32 protein-coding genes are annotated in these 25,374 nt (G+C 63.0%); 13 read left to right on the top strand and 19 right to left on the bottom strand.

The window, feature by feature from the left end; translation table 11 throughout:
• Nucleotides 1–39: 39 nt before the first annotated feature.
• Nucleotides 40–444, bottom strand: a complete 405-nt coding sequence (fur, locus tag AACY13_RS11540) for a ferric iron uptake transcriptional regulator (protein WP_325503147.1) — start codon at nucleotides 442–444, stop codon at nucleotides 40–42.
• A gap of 97 nt (nucleotides 445–541) precedes the next feature.
• Between fur and AACY13_RS11535 the strand changes: the two genes are divergently transcribed.
• Nucleotides 542–1,060, top strand: a complete 519-nt coding sequence (locus tag AACY13_RS11535) for an outer membrane protein assembly factor BamE (RefSeq protein ID WP_339461609.1) — start codon at nucleotides 542–544, stop codon at nucleotides 1,058–1,060.
• Between the two features lie 60 nt (nucleotides 1,061–1,120).
• On the opposite strand, the gene AACY13_RS11530 is transcribed toward AACY13_RS11535, so the two are convergent.
• Genes AACY13_RS11530 through AACY13_RS11520 form a run of 3 tightly spaced genes read right to left on the bottom strand, consistent with a single transcriptional unit; the run spans nucleotide 1,121 to nucleotide 3,303 of the window.
• Complete coding sequence (locus AACY13_RS11530; protein ID WP_339461607.1) at nucleotides 1,121–1,441, bottom strand: RnfH family protein; 321 nt, start codon at nucleotides 1,439–1,441, stop codon at nucleotides 1,121–1,123.
• Nucleotides 1,434–1,868 carry a type II toxin-antitoxin system RatA family toxin gene (locus tag AACY13_RS11525; protein ID WP_339461606.1) on the bottom strand — a complete coding sequence of 145 codons (435 nt, stop codon included), beginning with the start codon at nucleotides 1,866–1,868 and terminating at the stop codon, nucleotides 1,434–1,436. The genes AACY13_RS11530 and AACY13_RS11525 overlap by 8 nt, the downstream gene beginning before the upstream one ends.
• A 31-nt stretch (nucleotides 1,869–1,899) precedes the next feature.
• Nucleotides 1,900–3,303, bottom strand: a complete 1,404-nt coding sequence (locus tag AACY13_RS11520; protein ID WP_339461604.1) for a sodium-dependent transporter — start codon at nucleotides 3,301–3,303, stop codon at nucleotides 1,900–1,902.
• 166 nt (nucleotides 3,304–3,469) lie between these two features.
• Between AACY13_RS11520 and smpB the strand changes: the two genes are divergently transcribed.
• Nucleotides 3,470–3,952 (top strand): SsrA-binding protein SmpB, encoded by a 483-nt coding sequence (gene smpB, locus AACY13_RS11515; protein WP_339461602.1) that lies wholly within the window; start codon nucleotides 3,470–3,472, stop codon nucleotides 3,950–3,952.
• A gap of 205 nt (nucleotides 3,953–4,157) precedes the next feature.
• Here the strand turns inward: smpB and AACY13_RS11510 are convergent, their stop codons facing one another.
• The gene (locus tag AACY13_RS11510; RefSeq protein ID WP_339461601.1) at nucleotides 4,158–4,787 is read right to left on the bottom strand and encodes a LysE family translocator; all 630 of its coding nucleotides are present in this window, start codon (nucleotides 4,785–4,787) and stop codon (nucleotides 4,158–4,160) included.
• A gap of 80 nt (nucleotides 4,788–4,867) precedes the next feature.
• Here AACY13_RS11510 and AACY13_RS11505 point away from each other — a divergent pair, with 80 nt between their 5' ends.
• From AACY13_RS11505 to AACY13_RS11490, 4 genes are all read left to right on the top strand, one after another.
• Complete coding sequence (locus tag AACY13_RS11505) at nucleotides 4,868–5,833, top strand: 2-hydroxyacid dehydrogenase (protein ID WP_339461599.1); 966 nt, start codon at nucleotides 4,868–4,870, stop codon at nucleotides 5,831–5,833.
• A 74-nt stretch (nucleotides 5,834–5,907) separates the two neighbouring features.
• Nucleotides 5,908–6,906 (top strand): class I SAM-dependent methyltransferase, encoded by a 999-nt coding sequence (locus AACY13_RS11500; RefSeq protein ID WP_339461597.1) that lies wholly within the window; start codon nucleotides 5,908–5,910, stop codon nucleotides 6,904–6,906.
• 238 nt (nucleotides 6,907–7,144) lie between these two features.
• A complete protein-coding gene (locus AACY13_RS11495) occupies nucleotides 7,145–7,729 on the top strand; it encodes a TMEM165/GDT1 family protein (protein WP_339461596.1) in 585 nt (194 codons plus the stop codon).
• A gap of 109 nt (nucleotides 7,730–7,838) precedes the next feature.
• A complete protein-coding gene (locus AACY13_RS11490) occupies nucleotides 7,839–8,282 on the top strand; it encodes an ester cyclase (protein WP_339461595.1) in 444 nt (147 codons plus the stop codon).
• 164 nt (nucleotides 8,283–8,446) lie between these two features.
• Here the strand turns inward: AACY13_RS11490 and AACY13_RS11485 are convergent, their stop codons facing one another.
• The 4 genes from AACY13_RS11485 to AACY13_RS11470 all read right to left on the bottom strand — a co-directional run bounded on the left by AACY13_RS11485 (nucleotide 8,447) and on the right by AACY13_RS11470 (nucleotide 10,595).
• Nucleotides 8,447–9,259 (bottom strand): M48 family metallopeptidase, encoded by an 813-nt coding sequence (locus AACY13_RS11485; RefSeq protein ID WP_339461593.1) that lies wholly within the window; start codon nucleotides 9,257–9,259, stop codon nucleotides 8,447–8,449.
• Between the two features lie 209 nt (nucleotides 9,260–9,468).
• Nucleotides 9,469–10,086, bottom strand: a complete 618-nt coding sequence (locus AACY13_RS11480) for an SOS response-associated peptidase (RefSeq protein ID WP_339461592.1) — start codon at nucleotides 10,084–10,086, stop codon at nucleotides 9,469–9,471.
• A 66-nt stretch (nucleotides 10,087–10,152) separates the two neighbouring features.
• The gene (locus AACY13_RS11475) at nucleotides 10,153–10,413 is read right to left on the bottom strand and encodes a putative signal transducing protein (RefSeq protein ID WP_339461591.1); all 261 of its coding nucleotides are present in this window, start codon (nucleotides 10,411–10,413) and stop codon (nucleotides 10,153–10,155) included.
• The gene (locus AACY13_RS11470; protein WP_339461589.1) at nucleotides 10,413–10,595 is read right to left on the bottom strand and encodes a CPXCG motif-containing cysteine-rich protein; all 183 of its coding nucleotides are present in this window, start codon (nucleotides 10,593–10,595) and stop codon (nucleotides 10,413–10,415) included. The genes AACY13_RS11475 and AACY13_RS11470 overlap by 1 nt, the downstream gene beginning before the upstream one ends.
• Nucleotides 10,596–10,737: 142 nt before the next feature.
• Here AACY13_RS11470 and AACY13_RS11465 point away from each other — a divergent pair, with 142 nt between their 5' ends.
• Nucleotides 10,738–11,901, top strand: a complete 1,164-nt coding sequence (locus AACY13_RS11465; RefSeq protein ID WP_339461587.1) for a 1-acyl-sn-glycerol-3-phosphate acyltransferase — start codon at nucleotides 10,738–10,740, stop codon at nucleotides 11,899–11,901.
• A 70-nt stretch (nucleotides 11,902–11,971) separates the two neighbouring features.
• On the opposite strand, the gene AACY13_RS11460 is transcribed toward AACY13_RS11465, so the two are convergent.
• The gene (locus AACY13_RS11460; RefSeq protein WP_339461585.1) at nucleotides 11,972–12,259 is read right to left on the bottom strand and encodes a hypothetical protein; all 288 of its coding nucleotides are present in this window, start codon (nucleotides 12,257–12,259) and stop codon (nucleotides 11,972–11,974) included.
• A 257-nt stretch (nucleotides 12,260–12,516) separates the two neighbouring features.
• On the opposite strand from AACY13_RS11460, the gene AACY13_RS11455 reads away from it, so the two are divergent.
• Entirely contained in the window at nucleotides 12,517–12,723 is a 207-nt protein-coding gene (locus AACY13_RS11455; RefSeq protein WP_325503181.1) for a hypothetical protein, read from the top strand.
• Between the two features lie 89 nt (nucleotides 12,724–12,812).
• On the opposite strand, the gene AACY13_RS11450 is transcribed toward AACY13_RS11455, so the two are convergent.
• Nucleotides 12,813–13,394 carry a YajG family lipoprotein gene (locus AACY13_RS11450; RefSeq protein WP_339461580.1) on the bottom strand — a complete coding sequence of 194 codons (582 nt, stop codon included), beginning with the start codon at nucleotides 13,392–13,394 and terminating at the stop codon, nucleotides 12,813–12,815.
• 170 nt (nucleotides 13,395–13,564) lie between these two features.
• Between AACY13_RS11450 and AACY13_RS11445 the strand changes: the two genes are divergently transcribed.
• The gene (locus tag AACY13_RS11445) at nucleotides 13,565–13,798 is read left to right on the top strand and encodes a hypothetical protein (RefSeq protein WP_339461578.1); all 234 of its coding nucleotides are present in this window, start codon (nucleotides 13,565–13,567) and stop codon (nucleotides 13,796–13,798) included.
• A gap of 68 nt (nucleotides 13,799–13,866) precedes the next feature.
• On the opposite strand, the gene AACY13_RS11440 is transcribed toward AACY13_RS11445, so the two are convergent.
• Complete coding sequence (locus AACY13_RS11440) at nucleotides 13,867–14,181, bottom strand: hypothetical protein (RefSeq protein ID WP_339461577.1); 315 nt, start codon at nucleotides 14,179–14,181, stop codon at nucleotides 13,867–13,869.
• A 79-nt stretch (nucleotides 14,182–14,260) separates the two neighbouring features.
• On the opposite strand from AACY13_RS11440, the gene mqo reads away from it, so the two are divergent.
• Nucleotides 14,261–15,772, top strand: a complete 1,512-nt coding sequence (gene mqo / locus AACY13_RS11435) for a malate dehydrogenase (quinone) (protein ID WP_339461575.1) — start codon at nucleotides 14,261–14,263, stop codon at nucleotides 15,770–15,772.
• 136 nt (nucleotides 15,773–15,908) lie between these two features.
• Here the strand turns inward: mqo and AACY13_RS11430 are convergent, their stop codons facing one another.
• From AACY13_RS11430 to AACY13_RS11420, 3 genes are all read right to left on the bottom strand, one after another.
• Nucleotides 15,909–16,265, bottom strand: coding sequence for a PilZ domain-containing protein (locus AACY13_RS11430; protein ID WP_339461819.1), 357 nt, complete (start codon nucleotides 16,263–16,265; stop codon nucleotides 15,909–15,911).
• A 66-nt stretch (nucleotides 16,266–16,331) separates the two neighbouring features.
• Nucleotides 16,332–16,754, bottom strand: a complete 423-nt coding sequence (locus AACY13_RS11425) for a DUF4124 domain-containing protein (RefSeq protein WP_339461572.1) — start codon at nucleotides 16,752–16,754, stop codon at nucleotides 16,332–16,334.
• A gap of 70 nt (nucleotides 16,755–16,824) precedes the next feature.
• Entirely contained in the window at nucleotides 16,825–17,199 is a 375-nt protein-coding gene (locus AACY13_RS11420) for a tetratricopeptide repeat protein (RefSeq protein ID WP_339461570.1), read from the bottom strand.
• Between the two features lie 146 nt (nucleotides 17,200–17,345).
• Between AACY13_RS11420 and AACY13_RS11415 the strand changes: the two genes are divergently transcribed.
• The gene (locus tag AACY13_RS11415; RefSeq protein ID WP_339461568.1) at nucleotides 17,346–18,152 is read left to right on the top strand and encodes a tetratricopeptide repeat protein; all 807 of its coding nucleotides are present in this window, start codon (nucleotides 17,346–17,348) and stop codon (nucleotides 18,150–18,152) included.
• Between the two features lie 278 nt (nucleotides 18,153–18,430).
• On the top strand, nucleotides 18,431–19,882 hold the full coding sequence (pyk, locus tag AACY13_RS11410) for a pyruvate kinase (RefSeq protein ID WP_339461566.1): 1,452 nt from the start codon (nucleotides 18,431–18,433) through the stop codon (nucleotides 19,880–19,882).
• 73 nt (nucleotides 19,883–19,955) lie between these two features.
• On the opposite strand, the gene AACY13_RS11405 is transcribed toward pyk, so the two are convergent.
• From AACY13_RS11405 to AACY13_RS11395, 3 genes are read right to left on the bottom strand one after another with little or no spacing between them, the layout of a single operon-like run.
• Nucleotides 19,956–20,729: an enoyl-CoA hydratase gene (locus AACY13_RS11405; RefSeq protein WP_339461564.1), complete on the bottom strand. Its 774-nt coding sequence runs from the start codon at nucleotides 20,727–20,729 to the stop codon at nucleotides 19,956–19,958.
• Between the two features lie 31 nt (nucleotides 20,730–20,760).
• Nucleotides 20,761–21,702: an iron-sulfur-binding ferredoxin reductase gene (locus AACY13_RS11400; protein ID WP_339461563.1), complete on the bottom strand. Its 942-nt coding sequence runs from the start codon at nucleotides 21,700–21,702 to the stop codon at nucleotides 20,761–20,763.
• The gene (locus AACY13_RS11395; RefSeq protein WP_339461561.1) at nucleotides 21,695–22,822 is read right to left on the bottom strand and encodes a GGDEF domain-containing protein; all 1,128 of its coding nucleotides are present in this window, start codon (nucleotides 22,820–22,822) and stop codon (nucleotides 21,695–21,697) included. Before AACY13_RS11395 ends, AACY13_RS11400 begins: the two co-directional genes overlap by 8 nt.
• 330 nt (nucleotides 22,823–23,152) lie before the next feature.
• Between AACY13_RS11395 and AACY13_RS11390 the strand changes: the two genes are divergently transcribed.
• The gene (locus AACY13_RS11390; RefSeq protein ID WP_339461559.1) at nucleotides 23,153–24,676 is read left to right on the top strand and encodes a fumarate hydratase; all 1,524 of its coding nucleotides are present in this window, start codon (nucleotides 23,153–23,155) and stop codon (nucleotides 24,674–24,676) included.
• Nucleotides 24,677–24,895: 219 nt separating this feature from the next.
• On the opposite strand, the gene AACY13_RS11385 is transcribed toward AACY13_RS11390, so the two are convergent.
• Nucleotides 24,896–25,351: a GNAT family N-acetyltransferase gene (locus AACY13_RS11385; RefSeq protein WP_339461558.1), complete on the bottom strand. Its 456-nt coding sequence runs from the start codon at nucleotides 25,349–25,351 to the stop codon at nucleotides 24,896–24,898.
• Nucleotides 25,352–25,374: the final 23 nt, after the last annotated feature.

Here is a 25,374-nt window from a genome sequence, read left to right as displayed (position 1 = left end):
GCCTTTGTCATACCGGCATCGATGTTATGCCTACATCAATCAGGTTTTCTTGCGCACATAGAGCACCAGATTGTGATCGACCAGCTCGAAGCCGTGCTCTTTGACGATCTCTTTCTGACGTTTTTCGATCTCGACATCGAAGAACTCGATCACCTCACCCGAATCGACACAGACCATATGATCGTGATGACCACCGTCGGCCAATTCGAACACGGCGTGACCGCCGTCAAAGTTGTGTCGCACCACCAGACCTGCGGCCTCGAACTGGGTCAACACGCGATAGACGGTGGCCAACCCCACATCATCGCCCGCCTCCATCAGTGCCTTGTAGACATCCTCTGCACTCATGTGACGCTGACCGGCGGAGTCAAGCATTTGCAGAATCTTGACCCGCGGCAGGGTCACTTTCAGGCCAGCCTTGCGTAGTTCGCTATTTTCAACCATGGTCTGCTTTCTCACGGAAGCGGCTTCGCAGCTTCCTTTATTGCGGGTATGATCCGGGTTTATATTGCCCAGCCAAGATAGTGGAAGTCGCCCACCGATGCAAAAAACCAAGCTCCTGCTGACCAGCCTTACCCTTACAGGGCTATTCGCACTCGCCGGTTGTTCATTCCCCGGGGTTTATAAAATCGACATCCAACAGGGCAATGTCGTTACGCAAGACATGATAGACCAGTTGCGCCCAGGAATGACCCGCCGGCAAGTGCGGTTTATCATGGGTAACCCGCTGCTGACCGACACCTTCCACACCAATCGCTGGGACTATCTGTACAGCATCCAGCCCGGCGGTGGACAGCGCCTGCAGGAGCGCATCAGCGTCAATTTCAGCGCCGACGATCAACTGGTAGGCCTATCCGGCGACTTTATGCCAGGCGTCAGCCGCGATCAGGCCATCCTCGGCGAAGACAGCGGCGTGACCACAGCACCCGCCACGCCGCGTCCGACAGTCGAAGACAAGCCAGCCCCCGGCTCGCTGCTGGAACAGATCCAGCGCGAAGTCGACAGCGTGCAAAGCGTCCCGGTACCGACCCCGGAACCGCTGGAAACCAGCCCGCAGTAACGCCAACACAGAAAAAAGCCCGGACACGTCCGGGCTTTTTTGTGCGCGGCAAAACGCTCGCTACCCCTCTTCGTCGCCCGCCTTGGCTTTGGCCGCCTTGGCCGCGCGTTGCTTGCGCACCTCTTTCGGATCGGCGATCAGCGGACGATAGATCTCCACCCGCTCGCCGTCTTCCAACACCCGCTCATCCGGCTTGGCGACCGCCTTGCCAAAGATCCCCAGCGGGCTGCTCTGTAAATCCAGGTCCGGGAAATGCGCCTGCATCCCCGATTGCAGCGCCGCCTGGCGCACCGTGGTGCCGTGAGGCAGGCTCAGACGCAGCAACTTCTGCTTATCGGCCAGGGCATAGACCACTTCGACCACGATGTTCTGCTTATCCATAAAGCTGCTTGGCCCTTTGACAGAAGGCATCGACCAGGGTGTTGGTCGCCTGATTGAACAGCGGCCCGAGGGTGGCGCGCACCAGCGGGCCGGCATAATCGAAGGTCAGGTCCAGGCTGATCTTGCAGGCCGTATCGCCGAGGGCCTTGAACTCCCAATGCCCATGGAGCTGGCTAAAGGGGCCCTCGGCCAGACTCAGCCGGATCATCTGTCCCGGCACCAGGGTGTTGACCGTGACGAAGCGCTGGCTCAGGCCGCCCTTGGCCACCGCCAGGCTGGCGCGCATATGGGTCTCGCTGACCTCCAGCACCTCGCTGGCCGAACACCAGGGCAGGAACTGCGGATAGCTGGCGACATCGTTGACCAGATCGAAAAGCGCCTGGGCCGGATAAGGCAATAAAGCCGAACGCTGAATATGGGTGCTCATAACGCTATGGTTTCACTCAGGTAGCAGGCTGTCACTTGCTCAGCTCCGCAATAAATACGATCAGTACGCCGACAGGTGCGACAACCCGCACCAGCCAGTACAGCAGATTGAACAACAGCGGGCTCTTGATCGCCAACTCGTCGCGCACCGCCTCGCGGTTCATCGCCCAGCCGGCGAACAGGGCAAAGGCCAGGCCACCCAGGGGCAGCAGGATGCGGCTGGTCAGGTAATCGATGCTATCGAAGAAATTGCGCCCGCCCTCGGCCCCCCACTGGTAGAGGTGAAAGCCGTCCTCGGCGAAGACGAAGAACTTGGCCTCCGCGCCGATATTGAACGACAGCACGGTACCCATGCCGACCACCCAGCAGAACAGCGCCAGCATACCGGTCACCAGTGCCCGGCTGCGCCCGCTGCGTTCGACAAAGTAAGCCACCGCCGGCTCGAGCATGGAGATCGACGAACTCCAGGCGGCTATCGCCACCAGCACGAAGAACACCAACCCCACGATCTGACCGAAAGCGATGGTGCCAAAGGCGATGGGCAGGGTCACGAACATCAACCCCGGCCCTCCACCCGGCTCCAGGCCCGCAGCGAAAACGATGGGGAACAGCGCCAGGCCGGCCGTCAGCGCCACCAGGGTATCGAGCAGGCCAACGGCGATGACCGTGCTGCCGATCGAGGCCTTCTTCGGCATATAGGAGCCATAGACCATGATCGAGCCCACACCGACGCTGAGGGTGAAGAAGGCATGGCCCATGGCCGCGAGAATACCGTCCTGCACCTTGCTCGGATCGAAGTGGAAGAGGAAATCGAAGCCCTGCATAAAATGGCCGGTGGTCAGGCTGTAGCCGAGCAGCACCAGCAACAGCACGAACAGCAGCGGCATCATGATCCGCAGGCTGCGCTCCAGACCGGCCACCACTCCCTTGCCGATGACGATGGCGGTCACCAGCATAAACAGGCTGTGCCACAGGGTCAGCCGCCAGGGGTCGCTGGTCAAACCACCGAACGCGGCTCCCGCCCCCTCGGCGCTGATCCCGCGGAAGTCGCCACGGCCCATGCCGATGATGTAATCCAGCGACCAGCCGGCCACCACACTGTAAAAGGACAGAATCAGCAAGGCCGCCACCAGCCCGACCAGCGCCGCCAGCGACCAGTGCCTGGACGCGCCCGCCTCGAGCGCCAGGCTCTTCATGGCGTTGACCGGGCTCTGCCGGCCGCGGCGACCGATCAGGGTTTCCGCCAGCATGATCGGCACCCCGACCAGCACGATGCACAGCAGGTACATGGCCACGAAGGCACCGCCGCCGTACATCCCGGTCATATAGGGGAACTTCCAGATATTGCCCAGGCCGACCGCCGAGCCGGTCGCGGCAAGAATAAACACCCACCGGCTGGCCCAGGCACCGTGTATCGAGACCTTGTCGTTCGCCATGTTCGGCTAGCCCGCTCTGCTTGCAAAAGATCGCGCATTGTCGGGGATTACCCGGAACGGCTCAAGCGCAGCCGAAATAGCCAGTAGCCATGACGGACGCAATCCCGCGTTTTGCCCTGTTCAGCACATGGCGCCCGCGCCAGTGACTCCCTATAATGCGCGCCCTATGGCTAAACAAAAGAAACATCCGCAAGGCACCATCGCCCAGAACAAGAAGGCGATGCACGACTATTTCGTCGAATCCAGGTTCGAGGCGGGCCTGGTCCTGGCCGGCTGGGAAGTGAAGAGTCTGCGCGCCGGCAAGGCCCAGTTGGTCGACAGCTACGTGCTGCTGAAGAACGACGAAGCCTGGCTGATGGGCTGCCACATCACCCCACTGACGGCGGCCAGCACCCATGTGATCGCCGACCCGACGCGCACCCGCAAGCTGCTGCTGAACAAACGCGAACTGGACAAGCTGTTCAGTGCCGTACAGCAGAAGGGCTATGCCTGCGTAGCGTTGTCGATCTACTGGAAAGCGCACTTGATCAAGTGCGAGATCGCCCTGGCCAAAGGCAAGAAGGACTTCGACAAGCGCCACACCGAGAAGGAACGCGACGCCGACCGCGAAGTGCAGCGGGCTATGCGCAGCAAAGGCAAAGACGACTAAGCCCGCACCGCACCAGAAAAAACGCCCCGCAGATGCGGGGCGTTGTTGTTTCAGCGCTCGACCCAGAACCTGTTTAACGCCTTGCGAGCTAGAGCCATGCAAGGCAAAAACAGGCGAGGAAGCGGAGTGTACGAGCTGTACATGAGCATTCCGAGCCTGTTTTTAACGCAGCAGGGCCGACGCGCAGCAGGCGTTGGACAAGTTCTTAGCGCAATTCAGTAAACGCCAACTTAACGCCCAGCCCCACCAGCACGGTGCCCATCAGCCGATCGAACCAGTGGCCCATGCGCGCGAAGCCGGCGCGTACCCGCTGGTGGCTGAACAGCTGTGCGACCATGCAGAACCACAACGCGGTCGCCACGGCCAGGTAAACCCCGTAGCCCGCCTGCACCGACAATGGCGTATGCGGGTTGATCACCACGGTAAACAGCGAGAGGAAGAACAGCGTGGCCTTGGGGTTCAGACCATTGGTCACAAAGCCAGCAACAAAGGCAGCTCGAGGCGAACGCACACCCTCGCCCAGGCTCAGCTCGGCCTCGTCCGGACGGGCCGGCTTGGCGCGCAGCGCCTTGATGCCGATATACAGCAGGTAGGCGGCGGCCAGCCACTTCAGGGCATTGAACAGCACGATCGACTGCGACACGATCAGGCCGATACCCAACAGCGAATAGGCCACATGGATAAAGATCCCGCAGCCCACGCCTATTGCACTGAAGATGCCGGCACGCCGTCCATGGGCGACACTTTCGCGCACCACAATCGCGAAATCTGGCCCTGGACTGGCCACCGCCAGCAAGTGGATCAGGGCCACAGCTAAAAATTCGCTCCAGTACATAAGCGGCTCCGCGCGTCGAAATGATTCTGCTAGGCTCGCCACCATACTCCCAGCCCATACTTGCAGGATAGATACAGCTGATGAGCAACAGTCCCCGTGCGGTATTTCTCGACCACAGCTCCCTCGACCTGGGCGACCTCGACCTTTCGAACCTCAAGCAGTGCTTTGCCGAACTGCAGCTGTACCCGCAGAGCAGCAAGGCCGAGGCCATCGAACGCCTGCAGGGTGCTCAGGTGGCCATCAGCAACAAGGTGCCCCTCGACGCCGAGGTGTTTGCCGCCTGCCCCGACCTCAAGCTGGTACTGGTCGCCGCCACCGGTACCAACCCCTTCGACCTGGCCGCTGCCCGCGCCCATGGCGTGGTGGTGTGTAACTGCCAGGGCTACGGCACCCCTTCGGTGGCTCAGCACACCTTGATGCTGCTGCTCGCCCTGGCCACCCGCCTGCCCGACTACCAGCAGGATGTCCGCGCCGGCCGCTGGCAGCAGGCGCGACAGTTCTGCCTGCTCGACCACCCGATCATCGAACTGCATGGCAAGACCCTCGGCCTGCTTGGCCACGGCGAGCTGGGTAGCGCGGTGGCCAGGCTGGCCGAAGCCTTCGGCATGCGCGTGCTGCTCGGCCAGTTGCCGGGCCGGCCGCCACGGGCTGACCGCCTGCCGCTGGATAAACTACTGCCGCAGGTCGATGCCCTGACCCTGCATTGCCCGCTGAACCGCGACACCCTGAACCTGATCGGCGCCCGCGAACTCGGCCTGATGAAACCCACCGCCTTCGTGATCAATACCGCCCGCGGCGGCCTGGTCAACGAACAGGCCCTGGCCGACGCCCTGCGCGCCGGCCATCTGGGCGGCGCAGCCACCGACGTACTGACCCACGAGCCGCCGCGGGACGACAACCCGTTGCTCGCCGCCGATATCCCGCGCCTGATCATCACCCCGCACAGCGCCTGGGGCAGCCGCGAGGCGCGGCAGCGCATCGTCGCGCAGATAAGCGAAAACGCTTTGGCATTTTTCAACGGCGCAGCCATACGCGTTGTCGACTAGCGGGCCGTTTCAACGCGGTTTGCGCTGAAACGGCAACAGACCCTAAGCTACGCGACTTTTTTCGAGGAGCACCCATGGACCCGCGAAGCGAAGTACTGCTGCGCCAGGCTGAACTGTTCAAGGGCCCGCTATTGCTTGCCGGCCTGCCGGCCGACGACCTGCTCGGCCAGCTGCCCGAAGCCCATGGCTGGAGCTGGCACGCCGGCGAACAGAGCCTGCTCGAGACGCGTTTCGCCGGACGCTGCCACTTCGACACCCGCCCGCCTGAGAGCGACTTCGCGGCCGCGGTGGTATTTCTGCCCAAATCCCGCGAACTGAGCGAATACCTGCTCAACGCCCTGGCCGCGCACCTGGACGGTCGCGAGCTGTTTCTGGTCGGGGAGAAACGCGCCGGCATCGAGCGCGCCGCCAAACACCTGGCCGCCTTCGGCCAGCCACGCAAGCTCGACAGCGCCCGCCATTGCCAACTCTGGCAGGTCCGGGTGACCCAGGCACCGGCGGTGCCGGATCTGCACAGCCTGGCGCAACGCTATCAACTGCCGCTCAGCGACGGGCCGCTGACGGTGATCAGCCTGCCCGGGGTGTTCAGCCACGGCCGCCTGGACCTGGGCAGCGCCCTGCTGCTGGAGCATCTGGAGGGCCTGCCGAGTGGGCACCTGCTGGACTTCGGCTGCGGGGCCGGGGTCCTCGGCGCGACCCTGAAACGGCGCTACCCGGACAGCCAGATCAGCCTGCTGGACGTGGACGCCTTTGCCGTCGAGAGCAGCCGCCTGACCCTGGCTGCCAACGACCTGCAAGCCGAGGTGATCAGCAGCGACGGCATCGATGCCGCCCCCATGGGCCTGAGCGCCATCCTCAGCAACCCGCCCTTCCATCAGGGCGTGCATACCCACTACCAAGCCAGCGAACACCTGCTTCGCCAGGCCAGCCGGCATCTGCAGGCCAAGGGCGAACTGCGTCTGGTGGCCAACAGCTTCCTCAAATACCCGCCACTGATCGAGCAACACCTCGGCCCCTGCCAGACCCTGGCCGAAGCCAAGGGCTTTCGCGTCTACCGCGCGGTGAAAAACTGACTTGCCCAATACCCACCTAGCGGGCAGAATGCGCCCGTTCTAGGGGAGTAGTCTCCCGCGAGCGCCAGCTCGCCCGGCACCCGTCAACATACTTGCTCCACAGAGCATGGCGCGTGCGACCCAAGGCCCACCCAGTGGGGCCTGCGGTTTGACCAGACCTATGACACGCACACCTTACCCGGGGCGGGAAGGCTGTACGTGTCATAGCCATGTCGACCCGCCCCTTTAGGAAAGCCTGATGTTCGAATCCCTGTTTGTTCCCACCCTGATCGTGGCCCTGGCCGAAATCGGCGACAAGACGCAGTTGCTTGCCCTGTTACTGGCGGCGCGCTTTCGCAAGCCCTGGCCGATCATCAGCGGTATCGTGGTCGCCACCCTGGCCAACCACTTCCTCGCCGGTGCGATGGGCAACTGGGTGGCCGGCCTCTTCTCCCCCGCCACCCTGAGTTGGGTACTCGCCGCCAGTTTTGTCGCGGTGGCCCTGTGGACCCTGATCCCCGACCAGCTGGATGACGACGAAAGCTCAAGCCTCAAGCGCTACGGCCCGTTTCTGACCACCTTGTTCGCCTTCTTCCTGGCGGAAATGGGCGACAAGACCCAGATCGCCACCGTGATGCTGGCGGCGCAATACCCGCACTTCCTGCTGGTGGTACTCGGCACCACCCTGGGCATGCTGATCGCCAACGTGCCGGTGGTACTGGCCGGAAATTTCGCCGCCGAGCGCCTGCCCCTGAACCTGATTCGTCGGCTGGCAGCCATGGCCTTTGCGGCCCTGGCCGTGTATGCCGGCTATCAGGCGCTGGTCCTCAGCGGCCTGACATGACAGCGGCTTGACGCCACACCGCTGGCGTTTCGGCCAATAGGATTAGCCCCTGACGCTGCTAAAGTGCGCCGAATGTTGCTCACCATAGCCAGCAGTCAGGGAGACGAACATGTCGCTGGATGACCGAAAAAAGGTGGTACGCCACCATATCGATCTGTCGTGGAACAAAGGCCGCCTGGCCTTGGCGGAACAGCTGCACAGCAAGGATTTTCTCTACAAGAGTTCCTTTATCGGCCGCCCGCTCAGCAGCCCGGCCTTCACCCAGATGGTGCTCGACATCCGCCTCGCCATGCCCGACCTGCAGGTGGTCATCGAGGAGTGCATTGCCGAAGGCTATAAGGTGGTCACCTGGAGCACCCTGATCGGCACCATCCAGAAACCCGCCCTGGGTTATCCGCCGAGCGACAAGATTCTCAGCATCTCGGCCATGGCCTTCTGGACCCTAAACCCGGCCAACGAAATCCAGGAAATCTGCACCATGTTCGACATGGAGAGCTTCCGCTCGCAGCTCGGCCTGGCCACGCAGCCCTTTGCCGCCAAGGCCCTGCCCTAACAGGCCGTTGAAAAACTGCCTACGCTGCCCCTGTTCTTGAAACGATAGGGGCGTTAAAAACAGGCTCGGCTGCCTCGCCTACATTTTTCAACGACTTGTTCACCCTACGCACAGCACAAACAATAAAGCCCTCAACAGAGGGCTTTATGCTTACTGCGGTCGGTTTAACGTGCCTGTTCGTAGAGCGGCATCACCTTGGGGATGGCGGCCTGCAAGGCGGCGATTCGGCTGCTTGACGAAGGGTGAGTGCTCATAAACTCAGGCGGCGCGCCACCACCAGCACGCGCCATCTTCTGCCACAGGCTGACGGCCGCATTGGGGTTGTAACCGGCACGGGCCGCCAGTTCCAGCCCCAGCAGATCGGCTTCATTCTCGTTACCGCGGCTATTGGGCAAGGTCAGGCTGTACTGCGCCACCGTATCGGCCATGGCCATACCGCCCTCACCCAGGCCGAGCAAGGCACCCGCGCCCTGCTTGGCCAGAGCCACGCCATAGGCCCGGGACATCGCCTCGCGGCTGTGTTCGCGCAGGGCATGGGCCATTTCGTGGCCCATGATCGCGGCGATCTCATCGTCGGTGAGTTGCAGCTTCTCGATGATCCCGCTGTAGAAGATGATCTTGCCACCCGGCCCGCAGTTGGCGTTCAGCTCGGGGCTCTTGATCAGATTGACTTCCCACTGCCACTGCGCGGCATCGGGGCGGAAACGTGGTGCCTGTTTGATCAGCCGACTGGCAATCGTCTGCAGACGTTTGGCATTCGGGCTGGTCTTGTCCAGCACCCCCTTGCTCGAGGCCTCACCCAGGGTCTGCTGATAGGACTGGGCATACATCTGATTGACTTCCTGGGACGACAGCATGCTGAACATGTACTGCTTGCGTTCGACCCCCACCGCGCCACCGCTGGTGGTATTCACCGCCTGGCATCCCGCCAGTAACAGGGCCACGCTCAGGGCGCTAAGGGATAACAATTTGGCCATGGTAAAGCTCCTCGTAAAAACCGCTACATCCTAGGGGCTGTTGCAGTTTCAGCACAAGCGCACGATAAAACGGCAACAGAACCCTCGGTCGCCGCGCCAGACCAACAACGACGCGCTTGCTCTACGTCGGCAAGCAGCCCCTGATTGGACACGGCAATTACGGATTATCTCCACCCCGGCCCATCGGCCTATGGTTTATCTCTTCTGCTCTATGCCGGGGTCAGGCACTCAGGCCCATCGAGTTTGGGATCATTGACCAGATTGGCCAACACCCTTTCGCGCAGCTGCGGCTGCGGCCGAGCCAACAGCGCCAGCAGGTCGCCATGCGGCGTATCGGCGGCCAGCCAGGCCGCCTGGTCCGCTTCATCCAGAATCAACGGCCGGCGCTGGCTGGCCGCCGCCTGGGTCACCACCGCCGCGCTCAGGTACACGCAGCCGTCCACCGGATAGGCTTCCCACAGGGCCGCGAAATACAGCGGACTCGCCTCCCCCGTCAGCCAGTAGGGACGCTTGCGTGCCGTGCCACGCCATTCGTAGAAACCGTTGGCCGGCAACAGGCCGCGCCGCAGGCGAAAGGCCTGGCGGAACATCGGCTGATCCGCCAGGGTTTCCGCCCGGGCCTGGGCCGGAGTCTTGCTCAGATCGGTCAGCCAGGGCGGCGTCAGCCCCCAGCGCACCCGTGCCAGCTGGCGCGCGCCGTCGACGTTGCGCACCAGCAATACCTGGGCATTGGGCGAAATGCTCCAGTGCGGCGACTGGTCGGCAGGGAAACCGGGAATGGCCGCGAAGGCGGGTGTCCAACGGAACAGGGCAAAGCGTCCACACATGAGGTAACTCGGGGGCAGTCAGGGAAAGGGCCGGGTGTGCCGGTGAAACGCGCCGGCAGCGGCCGCTCAGCAGAGCAGCGTGCCCTGAAAGCTCTCCGGCTCTTCGCCGGGGAGCGGTTGCGCGGCATTGTACGCGGCGATCAGGGCTTGTGCGCTCTGCGCCTGCTCATCCTCGACCAGCACGCCAAGCAGGCCGCACGCCGGCAACTCGCCCACCGCTCCGGCCAGATGCTGTCCCGTCAGATGGGCCTCGATGCCCTCGCTGGCCAGCATGCTCAGTAGCAACTCGCCCTCCATCTGGTCCTGCGGCTCATAGACTCGCTGCATCAGTCATTCTCCCCACGCACATCCAGCGTCCAGTCATCGCCATCGGTGTGCAGCGAAAAAACGATCGGACGGCAGCACACCGGGCAGTCCTCAATATACTCCTGATCACCGGCCGACAGATCCAGCACGGCCTCGACCTGCTCACCGCAGTAAGGGCATTGATAATCCTGACTTTCCAGCATCGCAGCCTCCGTGTGACTTGGGCGTATAATCGCCGGTCTATAGCTGGCCCGACAGCGGGCGAACAGCATTGCTTGCAGCCCTGCGCGACTCAATCAAGCGCAGCCTGGGCTCCTCCACAGCCAACCACGACAAGAGAGCATGATGGGCGAATTCGATGCCATCCGACCTTACGCCGACGCCGAAGTCCCTGCCGTTCTGGCGCGCCTGCTGGCCGACGATGTGTTTCTCGACATCCTCACCCAGTTCCGCTTCCCGCGCCTGGCGGCTCCATTAGGCTGGCTGCTTAAACCACTTATAGCCTATCGCCTGCGCCTTGAGTTCCGCGATGTCGACTCGATCGCCGCGCTGCAGACCCGAATCGAAACCTATGTCGACCGCACCATCGAGCGCGCGACCGACGGCGTGACTTACTCCGGCATCGAACAGCTGCAGGCCGGCAGCGCCTACCTGTTCCTCGCCAACCACCGCGATATCGTCATGGACCCGGCGTTCGTCAACTACGCGGTCTACCACGCCGGGCTGCCGACCCCGCGCATCGCGATTGGCGACAACCTGCTGCAAAAGCCCTTCGTCAGCGACCTGATGCGCCTGAACAAGAGCTTTATCGTGCACCGTTCGATCAGCGCCCGGCGGGAGAAGCTGGCGGCCTATCAGCTGCTCTCGGCCTATATCAACCACTCGATCCGCACGGACGGCGAGTCGATCTGGATTGCCCAGGCCGAGGGCCGGGCCAAGGACGGCGACGACCGTACCGATTCGGCGATCCTCAAGATGTTCCATATGAGCCGCAAGGGCGAACCCTTCGCCGACGTGATCAGCTCGCTGCGCCTGACGCCGGTGTCGATCAGCTACGAATACGACCCCTGCGACCAGGCCAAAGCCCGCGAACTGTTTATCCGCGCCAGCAGCGGCAGTTACAGCAAGGCCACGGGTGAAGACGACCAGAGCATCGCCCTGGGCATCACCGGCTACAAAGGTCGCGTGCATGTGCACTTCGGCAGCGTGGTCAGCCAGGGCCTGGAAGACACCAAGCAGCTGGCCGCCGAGATGGATCGCCAGATCCTCGGCGGCTACCGGCTATTTCCCGTGCACTACCTGGCCTACGCCATGTGGGCCGAGCGCGACCCCGAGCTGAACGTGCCCGACGCCGCGGAGCTGTTTTCAGCCGCGGAACTGTCGGCGGCTCAGGCCGAATGGCGCAAGCGTCTGGACAACTGCCCGAGCGAACAGCAACCCTTCCTGATCCTGCAATATGCCAACCCGGTGCGAAACCAGTACCGAGTCAAGGCCGGCCTGCCGCTCTAAATCAACCGAGCCTTGTCGTAAATGGCTGCGCCCGGCGCACCCGCTTGCGGCAAGGCTCGACCGAGGCGACCTAAAGACCTGTACTGACCCAGGACAGTAGCAGCGCCAGGCCCAGAGTGATGTAGCCGAAGCCGTAGAAGAAGCGATTCAGGCGCAACGTCGGCCCATCGCAGACGCAGGCCTGCCCGGCCATATCGTCGATTTCGCCGCCGGCGATCAGGCGCGCCACCGCCCGCTGCTCGCGCATGCGGGTGGCCAGCAGCAGCCATGCACCGGCCAGGCCAAAGAACAGGGCCAGGCCATTGAGCATCTGCCCCGGCTGGCCAAGAAATAACGACCAGAGTGTCTGCACAGACATGATCGACCTCAATTTCCGGCAGCTATGCGGCGATCCACCGCAGCTGAAATTCATCACGCCCGAATAGGTGCCCGGGCCACCAAAATACGGCGCGGAGTCTACCGAAGGGGCTTTGCGCCAGGGCTGCTTTCCGACGAACAGCAGAGGATATGACCAGTCGGTCTAAACATTGTCACAAGCCTGGTCTATGGTCTAACACTCGCTCTATGCGCACCTTGCACGGAGCCGGAAAACACCCGCCACGGAGGAACAGGCCCATGCTGCATGCTCAACCCCAGGATCGTGACTACCTGATTGACTCGCTGGACGAAGTGGACGCCGTTATCGACGAACTGTCCTTCAATGTTCAAGACCACAACTGGCTGGTGTATTGCGCCCTCGGTGGGCACGAACACTACGCCCTGCCGGAAATCGATGAGCAGACCGGCATCAGCCTGCCAGAGCTTTTCAGCCAGGCCGCCTGAGCCCGTCCAAGGAGACTGGCGCAGTACTCAAGCTCCATAAAAAACGCCCGGATTAGTCCGGGCGTTTTTTATGGGCGTAACCGCCGCCTTTATTGCTGGAGCATTTGCCCGATGGTCGGGTCCTTGAAGGCACGGGTCAGGGCGTCGCTCAGCACGTCACTGATCAGCTTGGTATTGGTCGCCTGGTTCGGGGCCATACCGAAACGCTGATTGAGCGAAGCGCCGTAGCGGCCGCTGTAGCGCCGACTGCTGTTCTGCACATCGGCGCGGAAGGTCGCGGTGATATCCGCCTCGGTGACGTATAGGCCTTCTTTCGGCGACTGGTACTTCAACTCGGCCAGGGTCAGGGTCAGCTGCGGTGCATTGTAGGCATTGGCGGTGGGGGTAAAGCCGAGCAGGCGTACGGCCGCCTCGGCCTGGGCCTGCAGCTTGGGCAGGATGTCCTGGCCGGTCACGCTGATGGCGCTGGTTTCCGGGTAGAGGCCGCCACGGGTCCCCAGCACCGGCGAGGGCCGCCCGTCGGCCACGCGCACGACCACCGGCTGGCCCTGGCCGACCGCCGTCAGTGGGCTGTTGATCTTGGGTTGCGGGCTGAGTTGTTGCGGGCTGTGGGCGCAGCCAACCAGAGTCAGGCTGACAACAGCCATCAGGCCAAGCAGTAGACGATGCATGCTCATCTCTCCAATAAAAGGGGCGAAAGTGGCGCGCAGTATAACCGCGGCGCAAACGCCTGACAGCGCTGCTTGTTTGGAGCCATTTACGCTGCAAGGGGTTCCCGTCACAGCCTTGTCATGCGCCCGTGGCATAAGACTTTAGTCGTCCCCAGTGCGAGTCATTTGCCATGTTTTCACTGTCTGCCCTGTTCGCCCCGGCACGCCCCCTGCGCGCTTTCGCCCTGCTCAACGGCCAGGGCATCTGCCGCGCCCTGCGCCAGTCAGCCCAGGTCCCACTAGGCGCGGGCTGGATCGAGGTGACCCAGGTCAACCTCAGCTGGCTCAATCAGCCCCTGCCGGGCAGCGCCATAATTCCCCCAATCAGGGTCCGGGCACGCCCCCGCGCCGCGCTGCCGGCCTGACCGGCGGAAGAAGAAAAGTCACGCCAGGCGATCAATTTTCCCGCTTTGCCCTTATAATCTCGCCCCGATTATAAGGACGCCTCCTGATCGGGCCTTGCCATAGCGCCGATGCCGCACTGATCGGCCACCGCCCCAGAGAGTCGCCCACTTCGCGCTGCCCCTCCGGTTGCCGCCTTCGCCCATAACGTAAACGCCTGCAGCATGGCTGCGGCCGCTTTGCGCGGGCGCAAAGGCGACCCCACGCAGACGTGCTTTTTGAGGTTCACGGCTCCAAAAGAGCGTGAAAAAAACGGTTTTAAAAACTTCACAAGAGTGTGGCGAAAATGAACGATCTTGCGGCAGGCATCAGCTTCCTGGGCCTTACTCCCTTTTATCCAGAGCATCTCGGCGACTTCTGATCGGCCGTGTTTTATGCACAGGCCTTCTAACGTCTATTGAGTGCTGGTTTGCGGAGAAGTGGTAATGGCGCAGAACGATTACGAAACGATGGATATGGTGCTGGTGGGAGCCGGCATCATGAGCGCGACCTTGGCCGTGCTGTTGAAGGAACTCGACCCTGGCATCAAGCTGGAAGTGCTCGAGATGATGGACGCCGGGGCACTGGAAAGCTCCAACCCCTGGAACAATGCCGGTACCGGCCATGCAGGCCTGTGTGAGCTGAACTACACCCCGGAAGCGGCCGATGGCTCGCTCGACATCAAGAAGTCGGTGACCATCAACACCCAGTTCGAGGAATCCAAGCAGTTCTGGGCTTACCTGGTCGAGAAAGGTCGCTTCGGCACGCCTCAGTCCTTTATCAACCCCATTCCTCACCTGAGCTTCGTCCGCGGCCAGAAAGGTATCGACTTCCTCAAGAAGCGCTTCAAGGCGCTGACCGTGCACCATGCCTTCGCGGACATGGAATACACCGAAGATCGCGCCACCCTGCAGGAGTGGATGCCGCTGATGATGCCGGGCCGCGATCCCAAAGAGCCGATTGCAGCCACCCGCGTACTGGCCGGTACCGACGTCAATTTCGGCAACCTGACCAAGAGCCTGCTGACTCATGTCGGTCAACAACCGCAAGCCAAGGTCACCTGCAGCCAGAAAGTCGTCGGCCTTGTCCGCAACGGCCAGGGCTGGCGAGTCAGCATCAAGAATCAGCAAAACGGCAGCAGCCGGGAAATTCAGGCCAAGTTCGTCTTCCTCGGCGCAGGTGGCGCGGCACTGCCGCTGCTGCAGATGTCCGGTATTGCGGAAGGTAAGGGCTTCGGCGGCTTCCCGGTCAGCGGCATGTGGCTGCGCTGCGATAACCAGGACGTGGTTCGGCAGCACCAGTCCAAGGTCTACAGCCAGGCTGCGGTCGGTTCGCCGCCCATGTCGGTGCCGCACCTGGATACCCGCATGGTGGACGGCAAGACCTCGCTGCTGTTCGGCCCTTACGCCGGCTTTACCACCAAGTTCCTCAAGCGCGGTTCGTTCCTCGATCTGCCGCTGTCGATCCGCTTCAACAATATCGGCCCGATGCTGGCGGTGGCCCGCGACAACTTCGACCTGACCCGCTATCTGGTCAAGGAAGTGCTGCAATCCGAAGCCCAGCGCCTGGAAACCCTGCGTGGTTTCTACCCCCTGGCCAAGGCCGAGGACTGGAGCCTGGAGGTGGCCGGCCAGCGCGTGCAGATCATCAAGAAGGACGCCAAAAACGGCGGCATCCTGCAGTTCGGTACCGAACTGGTGGCGGCCAAGGATGGCACCATCGCCGCCCTGCTCGGTGCCTCGCCAGGCGCCTCGGTCACTGTGTCGATCATGCTCGACCTGATCCAGCGCTGCTTCCCTGAACAGCTCGCTTCGGAGCAGTGGCAGACCAAGCTGGCCGAGATCTTCCCGGCCATGGGCGAGGTGCTGGCCAGCGATGCCGAACGCTACCGCGAAGTCCAGGCGCGCTCGGATGCGCTGCTGCATCTGGAACCCCTGGAGCAACCGGCCAACGCCTAAGCTTGCCCCTCAAAAAAACCGCCCCTCAGGGCGGTTTTTTTATGGCCGTGTAGCAGATATGTGTTGCACGGGCCGCCTGGGGACGAATGACCTTACTTGCGCAGGCCGCAATGGGTAGGGTGTGTATTCGCCTGACTTAAGCGGACGCCGCCAGGGGATGGAAGCTGAAGTAGTGACGCAGGGCGTCGACCATTTCCACATAATCGGCGGGGGGCGCAACCAGAGCAAAACCCGAGTCGTAATAACCCGGAGTGACATCCTCACGGCACCACTGGCAGGTAGCGGAAAAGTCGATAAAGTGCGGCTCGTTCTGGCCGGGGATTTTCAGGCGCATGTCGAAACGCGCCCCGATCAGCAGCGGCAGCTGGCTGATCAACAGCAGGCCGTCGAGGGACACATTGCCGATGTAGCCCATCGGCTTGTCGGTGATGCGATTGAACACCTTCAGGTAGTACGGCAACTGATGGCGTTCGATGCGGCGCTGAACATGCATAGACATAGTGGCAAATCGCTATGGATGGCCATTGAGTATGGCCCCACTACTGCGGGTAAACCAGTTTCAGGAACAACGCTCGGACATCCGGTCGCGCAACTGACGACGAGTGGTATCGAGTTCCTCGTCGCTGAAGTAGCTACGCTGGCCGTCCGCCGTTTCCTGGTAGTAGCGTAGACCTTCGGGCATGTCCGCGAGCATGCGGCGCAACTTACTGCACTCGTTCGCCCGCTCGGCCCGGCTCTGGGCCGCCGATGCCGAAGCCTGAGCCTGCTCATCGCGCCGCGCCTCATAAAAGCGGCTGGCGCGAGCTTCACGTTCGCGGGTCAGCTCGTCACGCTCGACCACCTGTGGCTTGACCTCGATAACCTCGGCACCGGCCGCAGCGGGGCGCTGGCCGAAGTGCACCTGGCCATTGGCGTCGGTCCAGCGATAGATTTCCGCAGCCGCCAACCCCGGCACGAGCAACAGGCATAACAACGCACGCATGGAATCCCTCCCGATCAAGTCCCAAGCTTAATGCCCGGCCCGGCGGGCTCCGGCACTCGTCGACCAGCGGTCAAGGGGTTGCAGCAGACATCTTGGCCGGTTCGACCGGGCTATCATGCCCAAGCTGGCGCAGGGTTTCCAGGCGTGCGCGGGCGCGGTAGGCATATTCGCTGGAGGGGTAGCGGGCGACGATAAACCGGTAGGTCTGCAGCGCATCGACAAACAATGCCTGACGCTCCAGGCACTGCCCTCGCAGCAGGGAAATTTCCGGCTGCATATAGCTGCGCGAACGGCTGTTGCGCTCGGCCTTGGACAGATAGAGCATCACCGCCTCGCACTCGCCACGCTCATAGGCCTGGTAGGCGTTGTTCAGATTGCTGTCCAAGCGGTGGCGACTGCACCCCAGCACACTGACCAGCAACACCATGATCACTAGAATTCGCATAGCCTTCTCCTCCATGGGCAATGTATCGACCGCCAGGGAAAATTCTTCAGGCCCATATCCTCCGATGGGTCTTGGCCGTCCTGACTGGCCCGGTCACCCGCGCCTGGCTAGACTGTCGCGACCCGGCTATTCGCCCTGGAGTTGTCATGCCCATCGCCCACCGCCTGCTGCCCCTGGTCTGCCTCGGCCTGCTCAGTGCCTGCTCCCCCACCACCCCACTGTTTATCGCCCAGGTGGCCACCCATGAAGTGGTGGAATACAAGACCCTGAAGAATAATCGCATGCTCGCCGCCATCGAAGAGGAAGGTGACCTGCTGACCTACAGCGCTCAGGCCATCCGCGATAGCAAAAGCGAAAAGGCCGAACAACTCTACCTGACCGGCTACCACGACAAGAATCTCAGCAACGAAGTCCGCGCCATCAGCCTGTACCAGAGCGGCCTGCTCTATATGAACCGCTTTAACGAACAGCGTGATGACAGCAAGGCCCTCAACTACTTTTCCCAGATACTTAACGAATTCCCCGCCAGCCGCGCGGCCGAACGGGCCGAGGCGCGCATCGTGACAATTCGCCAACGCGCCAATGAGCCGGTGCAAAAAACTTCACGCGAGCTGCTCGCCCACTGGAAACCCAACCAGCAACTCGATCTGTACAAGCCCAGTCTCGACCCGGACATGACCCTGCTGTCGCGCCGCGCCGTATTGAAGAACCGCGTCGACGAAGCCGAGGAGCTCTATCTTCTGGCCTTGAGCGACGCCGGCATCCCTGCCGATATCAAGGAAAAGGCTCTCTACCAGCTCGCCCTGATGTTCCTGGCTCCCGACAACCCCAACGCCAACCGCGACAAGGCCATCACCTACCTGCGCCGGCTGCTGGTGCAGTACCCGCAGAGCGAGCTGAACATCAAGGCCGCCCGCCATCTGGACCAGGCGCTGAACCGCGCCACGTTCTAGCCCCAGGCGGCCGGCGCATAAATGCCCAGCAACCCGCTCCAGTAGGGTGCGCCGTGCGCACCGAGCAATCTGCGCATTGCTGAGCAATGCCACCTCGGGACAGGGCTTTGCCAAGAGCCCGCGGCTTATGCGGGTAGGCACTGGCTCCCACCCCACGGCCTACAACACCGACTACTTAGCCGCCCACAAAACCAGTTACCGAGGTAGTGCAGAGGAACAATGACTACAGGGTTGCGCCATAGTAGCCTCGTGCTCATTCGCAACTCAGGAGTCAGTGCATGACCATTCGCCGCACCAAAATCGTCGCCACCCTCGGCCCGGCCAGCAACTCGCCCGAAGTCCTCGAGCAACTGATTCTCGCCGGTCTCGATGTGGCCCGCCTGAACTTCTCCCACGGCACCCCCGACGAACACAAGGCCCGCGCCAAGCTGGTGCGCGAGCTGGCCGCCAAGCATGGCCGCCATGTCGCCCTGCTCGGCGACCTGCAAGGCCCGAAAATCCGCATCGCCAAGTTCGCCGACAAGCGCATCGAACTGAAGGTCGGCGACCGCTTCACCTTTTCCACCAGCCACCCGCTGACGGCCGGCACCCAGGACATCGTCGGCATCGACTACCCGGACCTGGTCAAGGACTGCGGCGTCGGTGACGAGTTGCTGCTCGACGATGGTCGCGTGGTCATGCGCGTGGAAAGTGCCACCGGCGACGCCCTGCACTGCGCCGTGCTGATTGGCGGCCCGCTGTCCGATCACAAGGGCATCAACCGCCGCGGTGGCGGCCTGACCGCCCCGGCCCTGACCGAGAAAGACAAGGCCGATATCAAGCTGGCCGCCGAAATGGAGCTGGATTACCTGGCCGTGTCCTTCCCCCGCGATGCCGAAGACATGCATTACGCGCGCAAGCTGCGCGACGAAGCCGGCGGCAGCGCCTGGCTGGTGGCCAAGATCGAACGCGCCGAAGCCGTGGCCGATGACGAGACCCTCGACGGCCTGATCCGCGCCAGCGATGCGGTGATGGTTGCCCGTGGCGATCTGGGCGTGGAAATCGGCGACGCCGAACTGTGCGGCATTCAGAAGAAGATCATTCTGCATGCCCGCCGCCACAACAAGGCGGTGATCACGGCGACCCAGATGATGGAGTCGATGATCCAGAACCCGATGCCGACCCGCGCCGAAGTTTCGGATGTGGCCAACGCCGTGCTCGACTACACCGACGCGGTGATGCTTTCGGCGGAAAGCGCCGCCGGTGCCTACCCGCTGGAAGCGGTGCAAGCCATGGCGCGCATCTGCCTGGGCGCGGAAAAACACCCGACCAGCAAGAAATCCAGCCACCGCATGGGCACCGAGTTCGAGCGTTGCGACGAAAGCATCGCCCTGGCGGCCATGTACACCGCCAACCACTTCCCCGGCGTCAAGGCGATCATCGCCCTCACCGAAAGTGGCTACACGCCGCTGATCATGTCGCGCATCCGCTCCTCGGTGCCGATCTTCGCCTTCTCCCCGCACCGCGAAACCCAGGCCCGCGCGGCCATGTTCCGCGGCGTCTACACCGTGCCCTTCGACCCGGCGGCGCTGCAGCCAAGCGAAGTCAGCCAGGCAGCGGTGGACGAGCTGCTCAAGCGCGGCGTGGTGCAGGCCGGCGACTGGGTGATCCTGACCAAGGGCGACAGCTACCACACCATCGGCGGCACCAACACCATGAAGCTGCTGCATGTCGGTGAAGCGCTCGTATAACCGCTGCACCGCAATGCAAAAGGCCGCTCAATCGAGCGGCCTTTTGCTATCCGTAGGGTGCGCGCGGTGCCCCCTAGGCGAACTTGCTGAAATCCGGCGTGCGCCGTTGCATAAAGGCGCTCAGCGCTTCGATGGCCTCCGGCGAACGCAGGCGCTGGCCAAACAACGCGCCCTCTTCCTCGATCACCCGGCGCAGCTCGGCGCGATCCGGCGCGCGCATCAGGCGCTTGCTGTCGGCCACCGCAGCGGGGGCCAGCTGCTGAAAGCGCAGGGCCATTTCCCGGGCCTTGGCCAGGGTCGCGGGCGCATCGTCCAGGGCCTGATTGGCGATGCCCCAGGCGGCGGCCTGCTCGCCGGTAAAGCTCTGCCCGAGCAGCAACAGCTCGGCGGCGCGGGCATGGCCGAGCAGGCGCGGCAGGATCAGGCTGGAGCCGTATTCGGGGCACAGGCCGAGGTTGACGAAGGGCATCTTCAGGGTCGCGGCGCGGCTGACATAGACCAGGTCGCAGTGCAGCAACAAGGTAGTGCCAATACCCACCGCTGGACCATTGACCGCCGCCACCACCGGCTTGCTGAATTCGAACAGCGCCAGCATGAACTGGAACACTTCGCTACTCAGACCGCTGGGCGGGGCCTGGATAAAGTCGGCCACATCGTTGCCGCTGGTAAAGCACTGCTCGCCGCCGGTAATCAATACGGCGCGTACGCTCGTGTCCTGATCGGCCTGCCGCAGCACTTCGGCCATGCCGCTGTACATGGCGCGGGTCAGGGCATTCTTCTTGTCCGGGCGGTGCATGCGCAGGGTCAGCAGCCCCTGCTCGCGCTCAACCTGTAAATGCTCGCTCATCGTCTATCCTCGCGGAACCACCACGCCGCCATCAGCGGGCGTGGGGCAAAAACACATCGGCGAAGACCTGGTTGCGCGGCAACCCCACCAGATAAAGGCGGCGCGCAAAGGCTTCGACGCTCGTTGGGTGGCCGCAGAGTAAGGCGATGGTTTGCCGCGAGGCAAGACGCAGTTCGGCCAAAGCCGCCGTCAAGTCGGCCGCCGCGATCAGCTCGACCTGCACCTGGGGATGGCTGGCGGCCAGTTCGCCCAGGCTGTCGGCCAGGTAATGCTCGCCAGCCTCATGGGCCAGATGAATAACCCGAATAGCGCCCCGGTGATCCTGGCGCAAGGCTTCGCGCAGCACCCCGTAGAGCGGGGCCAGGCCGGTACCGGCGGCCATCAGCCAGAGCGGGCGCTGTTGCCAGTCGGGATCGTAGTGCAGGGCACCGCCACGCAGCTCGCCCAGACGCAGGCTAGCGCCGGGCACCAGGTGCCGGGCGGCGTCGCTAAAGGCCCCGCTCAGCCGGCAGTCCAGATGGAACTCCAGCCAGGGATCTTCCGCCGGCAAGCTGGCCAGCGAATAGGGTCGGGCAATCCCGCTCTCCGTCCACAGCACCAGGTGCTGACCGGCGCGGTAACGCAGCGGCTGCTGCGCAACCAGGCGCAGGCGCAGCACCGTCGGGCTCAGCCAGTCGCATGCGGCGATCCGGGCGGGCCTACCATCGCGCAGCGGGTCGAACACCTCGACCGCCAGATCATCGACAATCCGGCACTGGCAGGCCAGCCGCCAGCCCTGCTCGCGGCTGGCCTGATCGAGGGCCTCGGGCTTGTCGTCCAGGGGTTCGCCGCGCACGCAGCGCACCAGGCAGGCATGGCAACTGCCGGCCCGACAGCTGTAGGGCACGGCGACCCCGCCATCGAGCAAGGCATCGAGAAGGTTACGGGCTGGCGCGACTTGCAGGCACCGCTCGGCGACCCGCAACTCAGGCATCGGCATCCTCCCAGGTCGCCGCGCAACGGTTACGACCGTCGCGCTTGGCCTGGTACAGGGCCTGGTCGGCGCGCTGCAGCGCCTCTTCGAGATCATCGTGTTGGTTCAGCAAGGTCATACCTATGGAAACACTCAGGCTGACTACCTTAACCCCTAACGGCTCGGCATGGCTGAAGGCTTCACGCAAACGTTCGCAACAGGCGGTGAACTGGTCGGCCTCGGTATTGGGCAACAGCAGCACGAATTCTTCGCCGCCATAGCGGGCGATCACGTCACCCTCGCGCAGGCAGGCCCGCGCCACCGCGGCAAAGGTCTGCAGCACCCGGTCACCGGCGGCATGGCCGTGCACATCGTTGATCCGCTTGAAGTGATCCAGGTCGAGCAGGGCCAGACCATGCTGGCGGTCGCGGCTCAGCCCCTGCAGCTCGTGCCCGGCCAGGCGCAGAAAATGCCGGCGGTTGCACAGGCCGGTCAGCTCGTCGGTGGCAGCCAGTTCTTCCAGCTGACGCATCATGCCGCGCAGGGTGTCCTGATGCGCCTGCAGGGCAAAACGCCGCTGGCGCATACGCTGGCGCATGGCCTGGGCGTAGCTGGCAAACAGGCTCAGCCAGAACAGCACGGCGGCCAGCACGCTCGCCTGGAGAATCGCCACCCGCGGGTCGGCCAGTTGATAGGTGAAGGCCTCATAGAGATTCAGGCCGGCAAAGCCGAAGAAGGCGAACAGCGCGCAACGGGCGAACACCCTGGGCGGCAGCTGGAATACGCCGAACAGCAGAATCAGCATATAGATCACCAGCATGCTGCCGCGTCCATCGCTGAACAGCCCCAGCAGCAGGGTCAGCCAGGCCAGCGCGACGAGGACCTGGGGCTCGGTCAGGCTGGGGTCGGCAAACCGCAGGTTCTGCCGGCCAAGGAACAGGCCGAGAAACACCAGCTGGCTGACCACGGCCAGCACCAGCACCAGCAGGGTGCTGCCCAGGGACGCCTGGAACAGCCCGTTGACAAAGGCCACCGCGCACAACAGCGCAGTCAGGGCGTAGCTCGCCGCCGCCATGCCGAAACGCTTCAGCAGCAGATGTTGCAACGTTCGCTGAGTGACCCTTTGGCTGTTTAGGCTCACGGGCTCCGTCCCATACTGGCATCTAGCCGCCACTCTACCCCCGCGTCCAGGGAATGCCTAGGCTCTATTGACACAAGGTTGCGACGAGCCGACGTAGAGCCTCCAGGGCCCGTCGTTTCTGGCCCGGCGCAGCGTGCCAGTGGGCGATCAGCGACCAAGGTCGGGGCCTGGCGACTGTCCGCACCGGTTGACGCGCGTTATACTGCCGCGCCTTTTTTAAGCTCGCGGTGGTTTACCTCGAGAGCACCGTGAAAGCCTGCGCCGGGCCATGACCCAGCGCCCCTCGTAGCCCCTGCCCTACTCCTACCCCTACAAAAAGGAGCGCCAAGCATGACCGTGATCAAGCAAGACGACCTGATCCAGAGCGTCGCCGACGCCCTGCAGTTCATCTCCTATTACCATCCCGTGGACTTTATCCAGGCCATGCATGAGGCCTACCTGCGCGAAGAGTCCCCCGCCGCACGCGACTCCATGGCGCAGATCCTGATCAACTCGCGCATGTGCGCCACCGGTCACCGGCCGATCTGCCAGGACACCGGCATCGTCACCGTATTTATCCGCGTCGGCATGGACGTACGCTGGGATGGCGCGACCATGAGCGTCGACGACATGATCAACGAAGGCGTGCGCCGCGCTTATAACCTGCCGGAAAACGTCCTGCGCGCCTCGATCCTCGCCGACCCAGCCGGTGCCCGTAAGAACACCAAGGACAACACCCCGGCAGTGATCCACTACTCCATCGTCCCTGGCGACAAGGTGGAAGTGGACGTCGCGGCCAAAGGCGGCGGTTCCGAGAACAAATCGAAGATGGCCATGCTCAACCCGTCCGATTCCATCGTCGACTGGGTACTCAAGACCGTCCCGGAAATGGGCGCAGGCTGGTGCCCGCCGGGCATGCTCGGCATCGGCATCGGCGGCACCGCCGAGAAAGCCGCGGTAATGGCCAAGGAAGTGCTGATGGAATCCATCGACATCCATGAGCTGAAAGCCCGTGGCCCGCAGAACAAGATCGAGGAAATGCGCCTCGAACTGTTCGAAAAAGTGAACCAGCTGGGCATCGGTGCCCAGGGCCTGGGCGGCCTGACCACCGTGCTCGATGTCAAGATCATGGACTACCCGACCCACGCCGCCTCCCTGCCGGTGTGCATGATCCCCAACTGCGCCGCCACCCGTCACGCCCACTTCGTGCTCGACGGCAGCGGCCCGGCCGAGCTGGAAGCGCCGGACCTGTCCGCCTACCCGGAAATCGTCTGGGAAGCCGGCCCGAGCGCGCGCCGCGTCGACCTCGACACCCTGACCCCGGAAGACGTGCAGAGCTGGAAACCGGGCGAAACCGTGCTGCTCAACGGCAAGATGCTCACCGGCCGGGATGCTGCGCACAAGCGCATGGTCGATATGCTCAACAAGGGTGAACAGCTGCCAGTGGACCTCAAGGGCCGCTTTATCTATTACGTCGGCCCGGTCGATCCGGTGCGCGAAGAAGTGGTCGGCCCTGCCGGCCCGACCACCGCCACGCGGATGGACAAGTTCACCCGGCAGATCCTCGAAAGCACCGGTCTACTCGGCATGATCGGCAAGTCCGAGCGCGGTCCGATCGCCATCGAAGCGATCAAGGACAACAAGGCCGTGTACCTGATGGCCGTCGGCGGTGCCGCCTACCTGGTCGCCCAGGCGATCAAGAAGTCGCGCGTGGTGGCCTTCGCCGAACTGGGCATGGAAGCCATCTACGAGTTCGACGTGAAGGACATGCCGGTCACCGTGGCCGTCGACACCAAGGGCGAGTCGGTGCATATCACGGGCCCGGCGATCTGGAGCAAGAAGATCCACGACAGCCTGGCGGTCGAGATCAAGTAAGTCGCACTGCGTTAAACACCAAACCCGGCCTAGTGCCGGGTTTGGTGTTTCTGCTCAGGGGAAAGCTGCGGGGTGGTAAGTGGCGGACTCGCCCCATCGGGGCCAGCGCAGAAGTGGGTGGACAAGCAAACGGTGGCCCCCACCTGTGGAAAGTCGCGAAGCGTTTTCCACCGATGAGCACCCAGGCTACCTGGCTAGATGTGAATCCGCAGAGAGACGCTATTGATCCAGGCTCTTTTCCATGATGATCGTGCGCTCAGCTCCGTGAAACTCGTCTCTAAATTTTTTAAAGCCCAGCGCAGAGTAAAAGCCTTCCGCAGTGATTGAAGACGGAACGCGCAATAGTTTGACGCCCTTGTTGACGGCAATTGACTGGATCATCGCCATCAGCTGTCTTCCTATACCGGCCCCTTGAGAAGCCGGATCGACGAACACGCTTCGAGCAATGTCCCGATCAAGGCTAGCCGTTGCAACAACATGATCATCGATTGTCGCCACGAATACCTGACGCTGGATCAGCAAGTGAAGGATCGCCGTGGGGGAAAAACTTTGCTCCACCTGATCGATTATTTCTGGCGAGTAGTCCTGGGCATTGGACTCACGTAGGGAGCGAACAACGACCTGGCTTATGGCAGCGGCGTCGCCGTTTGTTGCGATTCGAATCAGGCAATCCATTGGCTGCATCCCTCCGAGTGGTC

The organism is Pseudomonas sp. EA_105y_Pfl2_R69 (genome assembly GCF_963970915.1).
Taxonomy (GTDB): domain Bacteria; phylum Pseudomonadota; class Gammaproteobacteria; order Pseudomonadales; family Pseudomonadaceae; genus Aquipseudomonas.
The sequence above is the reverse complement of the archived record's forward strand: the minus strand, read 5'-3'. Positions and strand labels throughout refer to the sequence as shown.

Bases quoted from the DNA above. Each gene is read 5' to 3' on its own strand.
- AACY13_RS11440 (WP_339461577.1), bottom strand. From the start codon at position 14,181: ATGCTCTGGATAAAAGGGAGTAAGGCCCAGGAAGCTGATGCCTGCCGC.
- AACY13_RS11470 (WP_339461589.1), bottom strand. From the start codon at position 10,595: ATGCTGGAAAGTCAGGATTATCAATGCCCTTACTGCGGTGAGCAGGTC.
- AACY13_RS11460 (WP_339461585.1), bottom strand. From the start codon at position 12,259: ATGTCTGTGCAGACACTCTGGTCGTTATTTCTTGGCCAGCCGGGGCAG.
- AACY13_RS11425 (WP_339461572.1), bottom strand. From the start codon at position 16,754: ATGCGTGCGTTGTTATGCCTGTTGCTCGTGCCGGGGTTGGCGGCTGCG.
- AACY13_RS11450 (WP_339461580.1), bottom strand. From the start codon at position 13,394: ATGCATCGTCTACTGCTTGGCCTGATGGCTGTTGTCAGCCTGACTCTG.
- fur (WP_325503147.1), bottom strand. From the start codon at position 444: ATGGTTGAAAATAGCGAACTACGCAAGGCTGGCCTGAAAGTGACCCTG.
- AACY13_RS11480 (WP_339461592.1), bottom strand. From the start codon at position 10,086: ATGTGTGGACGCTTTGCCCTGTTCCGTTGGACACCCGCCTTCGCGGCC.
- AACY13_RS11525 (WP_339461606.1), bottom strand. From the start codon at position 1,868: ATGAGCACCCATATTCAGCGTTCGGCTTTATTGCCTTATCCGGCCCAG.
- AACY13_RS11385 (WP_339461558.1), bottom strand. From the start codon at position 25,351: ATGGATTGCCTGATTCGAATCGCAACAAACGGCGACGCCGCTGCCATA.
- AACY13_RS11520 (WP_339461604.1), bottom strand. From the start codon at position 3,303: ATGGCGAACGACAAGGTCTCGATACACGGTGCCTGGGCCAGCCGGTGG.
- mqo (WP_339461575.1), top strand. From the start codon at position 14,261: ATGGCGCAGAACGATTACGAAACGATGGATATGGTGCTGGTGGGAGCC.
- smpB (WP_339461602.1), top strand. From the start codon at position 3,470: ATGGCTAAACAAAAGAAACATCCGCAAGGCACCATCGCCCAGAACAAG.
- AACY13_RS11535 (WP_339461609.1), top strand. From the start codon at position 542: ATGCAAAAAACCAAGCTCCTGCTGACCAGCCTTACCCTTACAGGGCTA.
- AACY13_RS11475 (WP_339461591.1), bottom strand. From the start codon at position 10,413: ATGCAGCGAGTCTATGAGCCGCAGGACCAGATGGAGGGCGAGTTGCTA.
- AACY13_RS11485 (WP_339461593.1), bottom strand. From the start codon at position 9,259: ATGGCCAAATTGTTATCCCTTAGCGCCCTGAGCGTGGCCCTGTTACTG.
- AACY13_RS11505 (WP_339461599.1), top strand. From the start codon at position 4,868: ATGAGCAACAGTCCCCGTGCGGTATTTCTCGACCACAGCTCCCTCGAC.
- AACY13_RS11430 (WP_339461819.1), bottom strand. From the start codon at position 16,265: ATGCATGTTCAGCGCCGCATCGAACGCCATCAGTTGCCGTACTACCTG.
- AACY13_RS11510 (WP_339461601.1), bottom strand. From the start codon at position 4,787: ATGTACTGGAGCGAATTTTTAGCTGTGGCCCTGATCCACTTGCTGGCG.
- AACY13_RS11495 (WP_339461596.1), top strand. From the start codon at position 7,145: ATGTTCGAATCCCTGTTTGTTCCCACCCTGATCGTGGCCCTGGCCGAA.
- AACY13_RS11465 (WP_339461587.1), top strand. From the start codon at position 10,738: ATGGGCGAATTCGATGCCATCCGACCTTACGCCGACGCCGAAGTCCCT.
- AACY13_RS11445 (WP_339461578.1), top strand. From the start codon at position 13,565: ATGTTTTCACTGTCTGCCCTGTTCGCCCCGGCACGCCCCCTGCGCGCT.
- AACY13_RS11390 (WP_339461559.1), top strand. From the start codon at position 23,153: ATGACCGTGATCAAGCAAGACGACCTGATCCAGAGCGTCGCCGACGCC.
- AACY13_RS11420 (WP_339461570.1), bottom strand. From the start codon at position 17,199: ATGCGAATTCTAGTGATCATGGTGTTGCTGGTCAGTGTGCTGGGGTGC.
- AACY13_RS11500 (WP_339461597.1), top strand. From the start codon at position 5,908: ATGGACCCGCGAAGCGAAGTACTGCTGCGCCAGGCTGAACTGTTCAAG.
- pyk (WP_339461566.1), top strand. From the start codon at position 18,431: ATGACCATTCGCCGCACCAAAATCGTCGCCACCCTCGGCCCGGCCAGC.
- AACY13_RS11400 (WP_339461563.1), bottom strand. From the start codon at position 21,702: ATGCCTGAGTTGCGGGTCGCCGAGCGGTGCCTGCAAGTCGCGCCAGCC.
- AACY13_RS11490 (WP_339461595.1), top strand. From the start codon at position 7,839: ATGTCGCTGGATGACCGAAAAAAGGTGGTACGCCACCATATCGATCTG.
- AACY13_RS11405 (WP_339461564.1), bottom strand. From the start codon at position 20,729: ATGAGCGAGCATTTACAGGTTGAGCGCGAGCAGGGGCTGCTGACCCTG.
- AACY13_RS11530 (WP_339461607.1), bottom strand. From the start codon at position 1,441: ATGGATAAGCAGAACATCGTGGTCGAAGTGGTCTATGCCCTGGCCGAT.
- AACY13_RS11415 (WP_339461568.1), top strand. From the start codon at position 17,346: ATGCCCATCGCCCACCGCCTGCTGCCCCTGGTCTGCCTCGGCCTGCTC.
- AACY13_RS11455 (WP_325503181.1), top strand. From the start codon at position 12,517: ATGCTGCATGCTCAACCCCAGGATCGTGACTACCTGATTGACTCGCTG.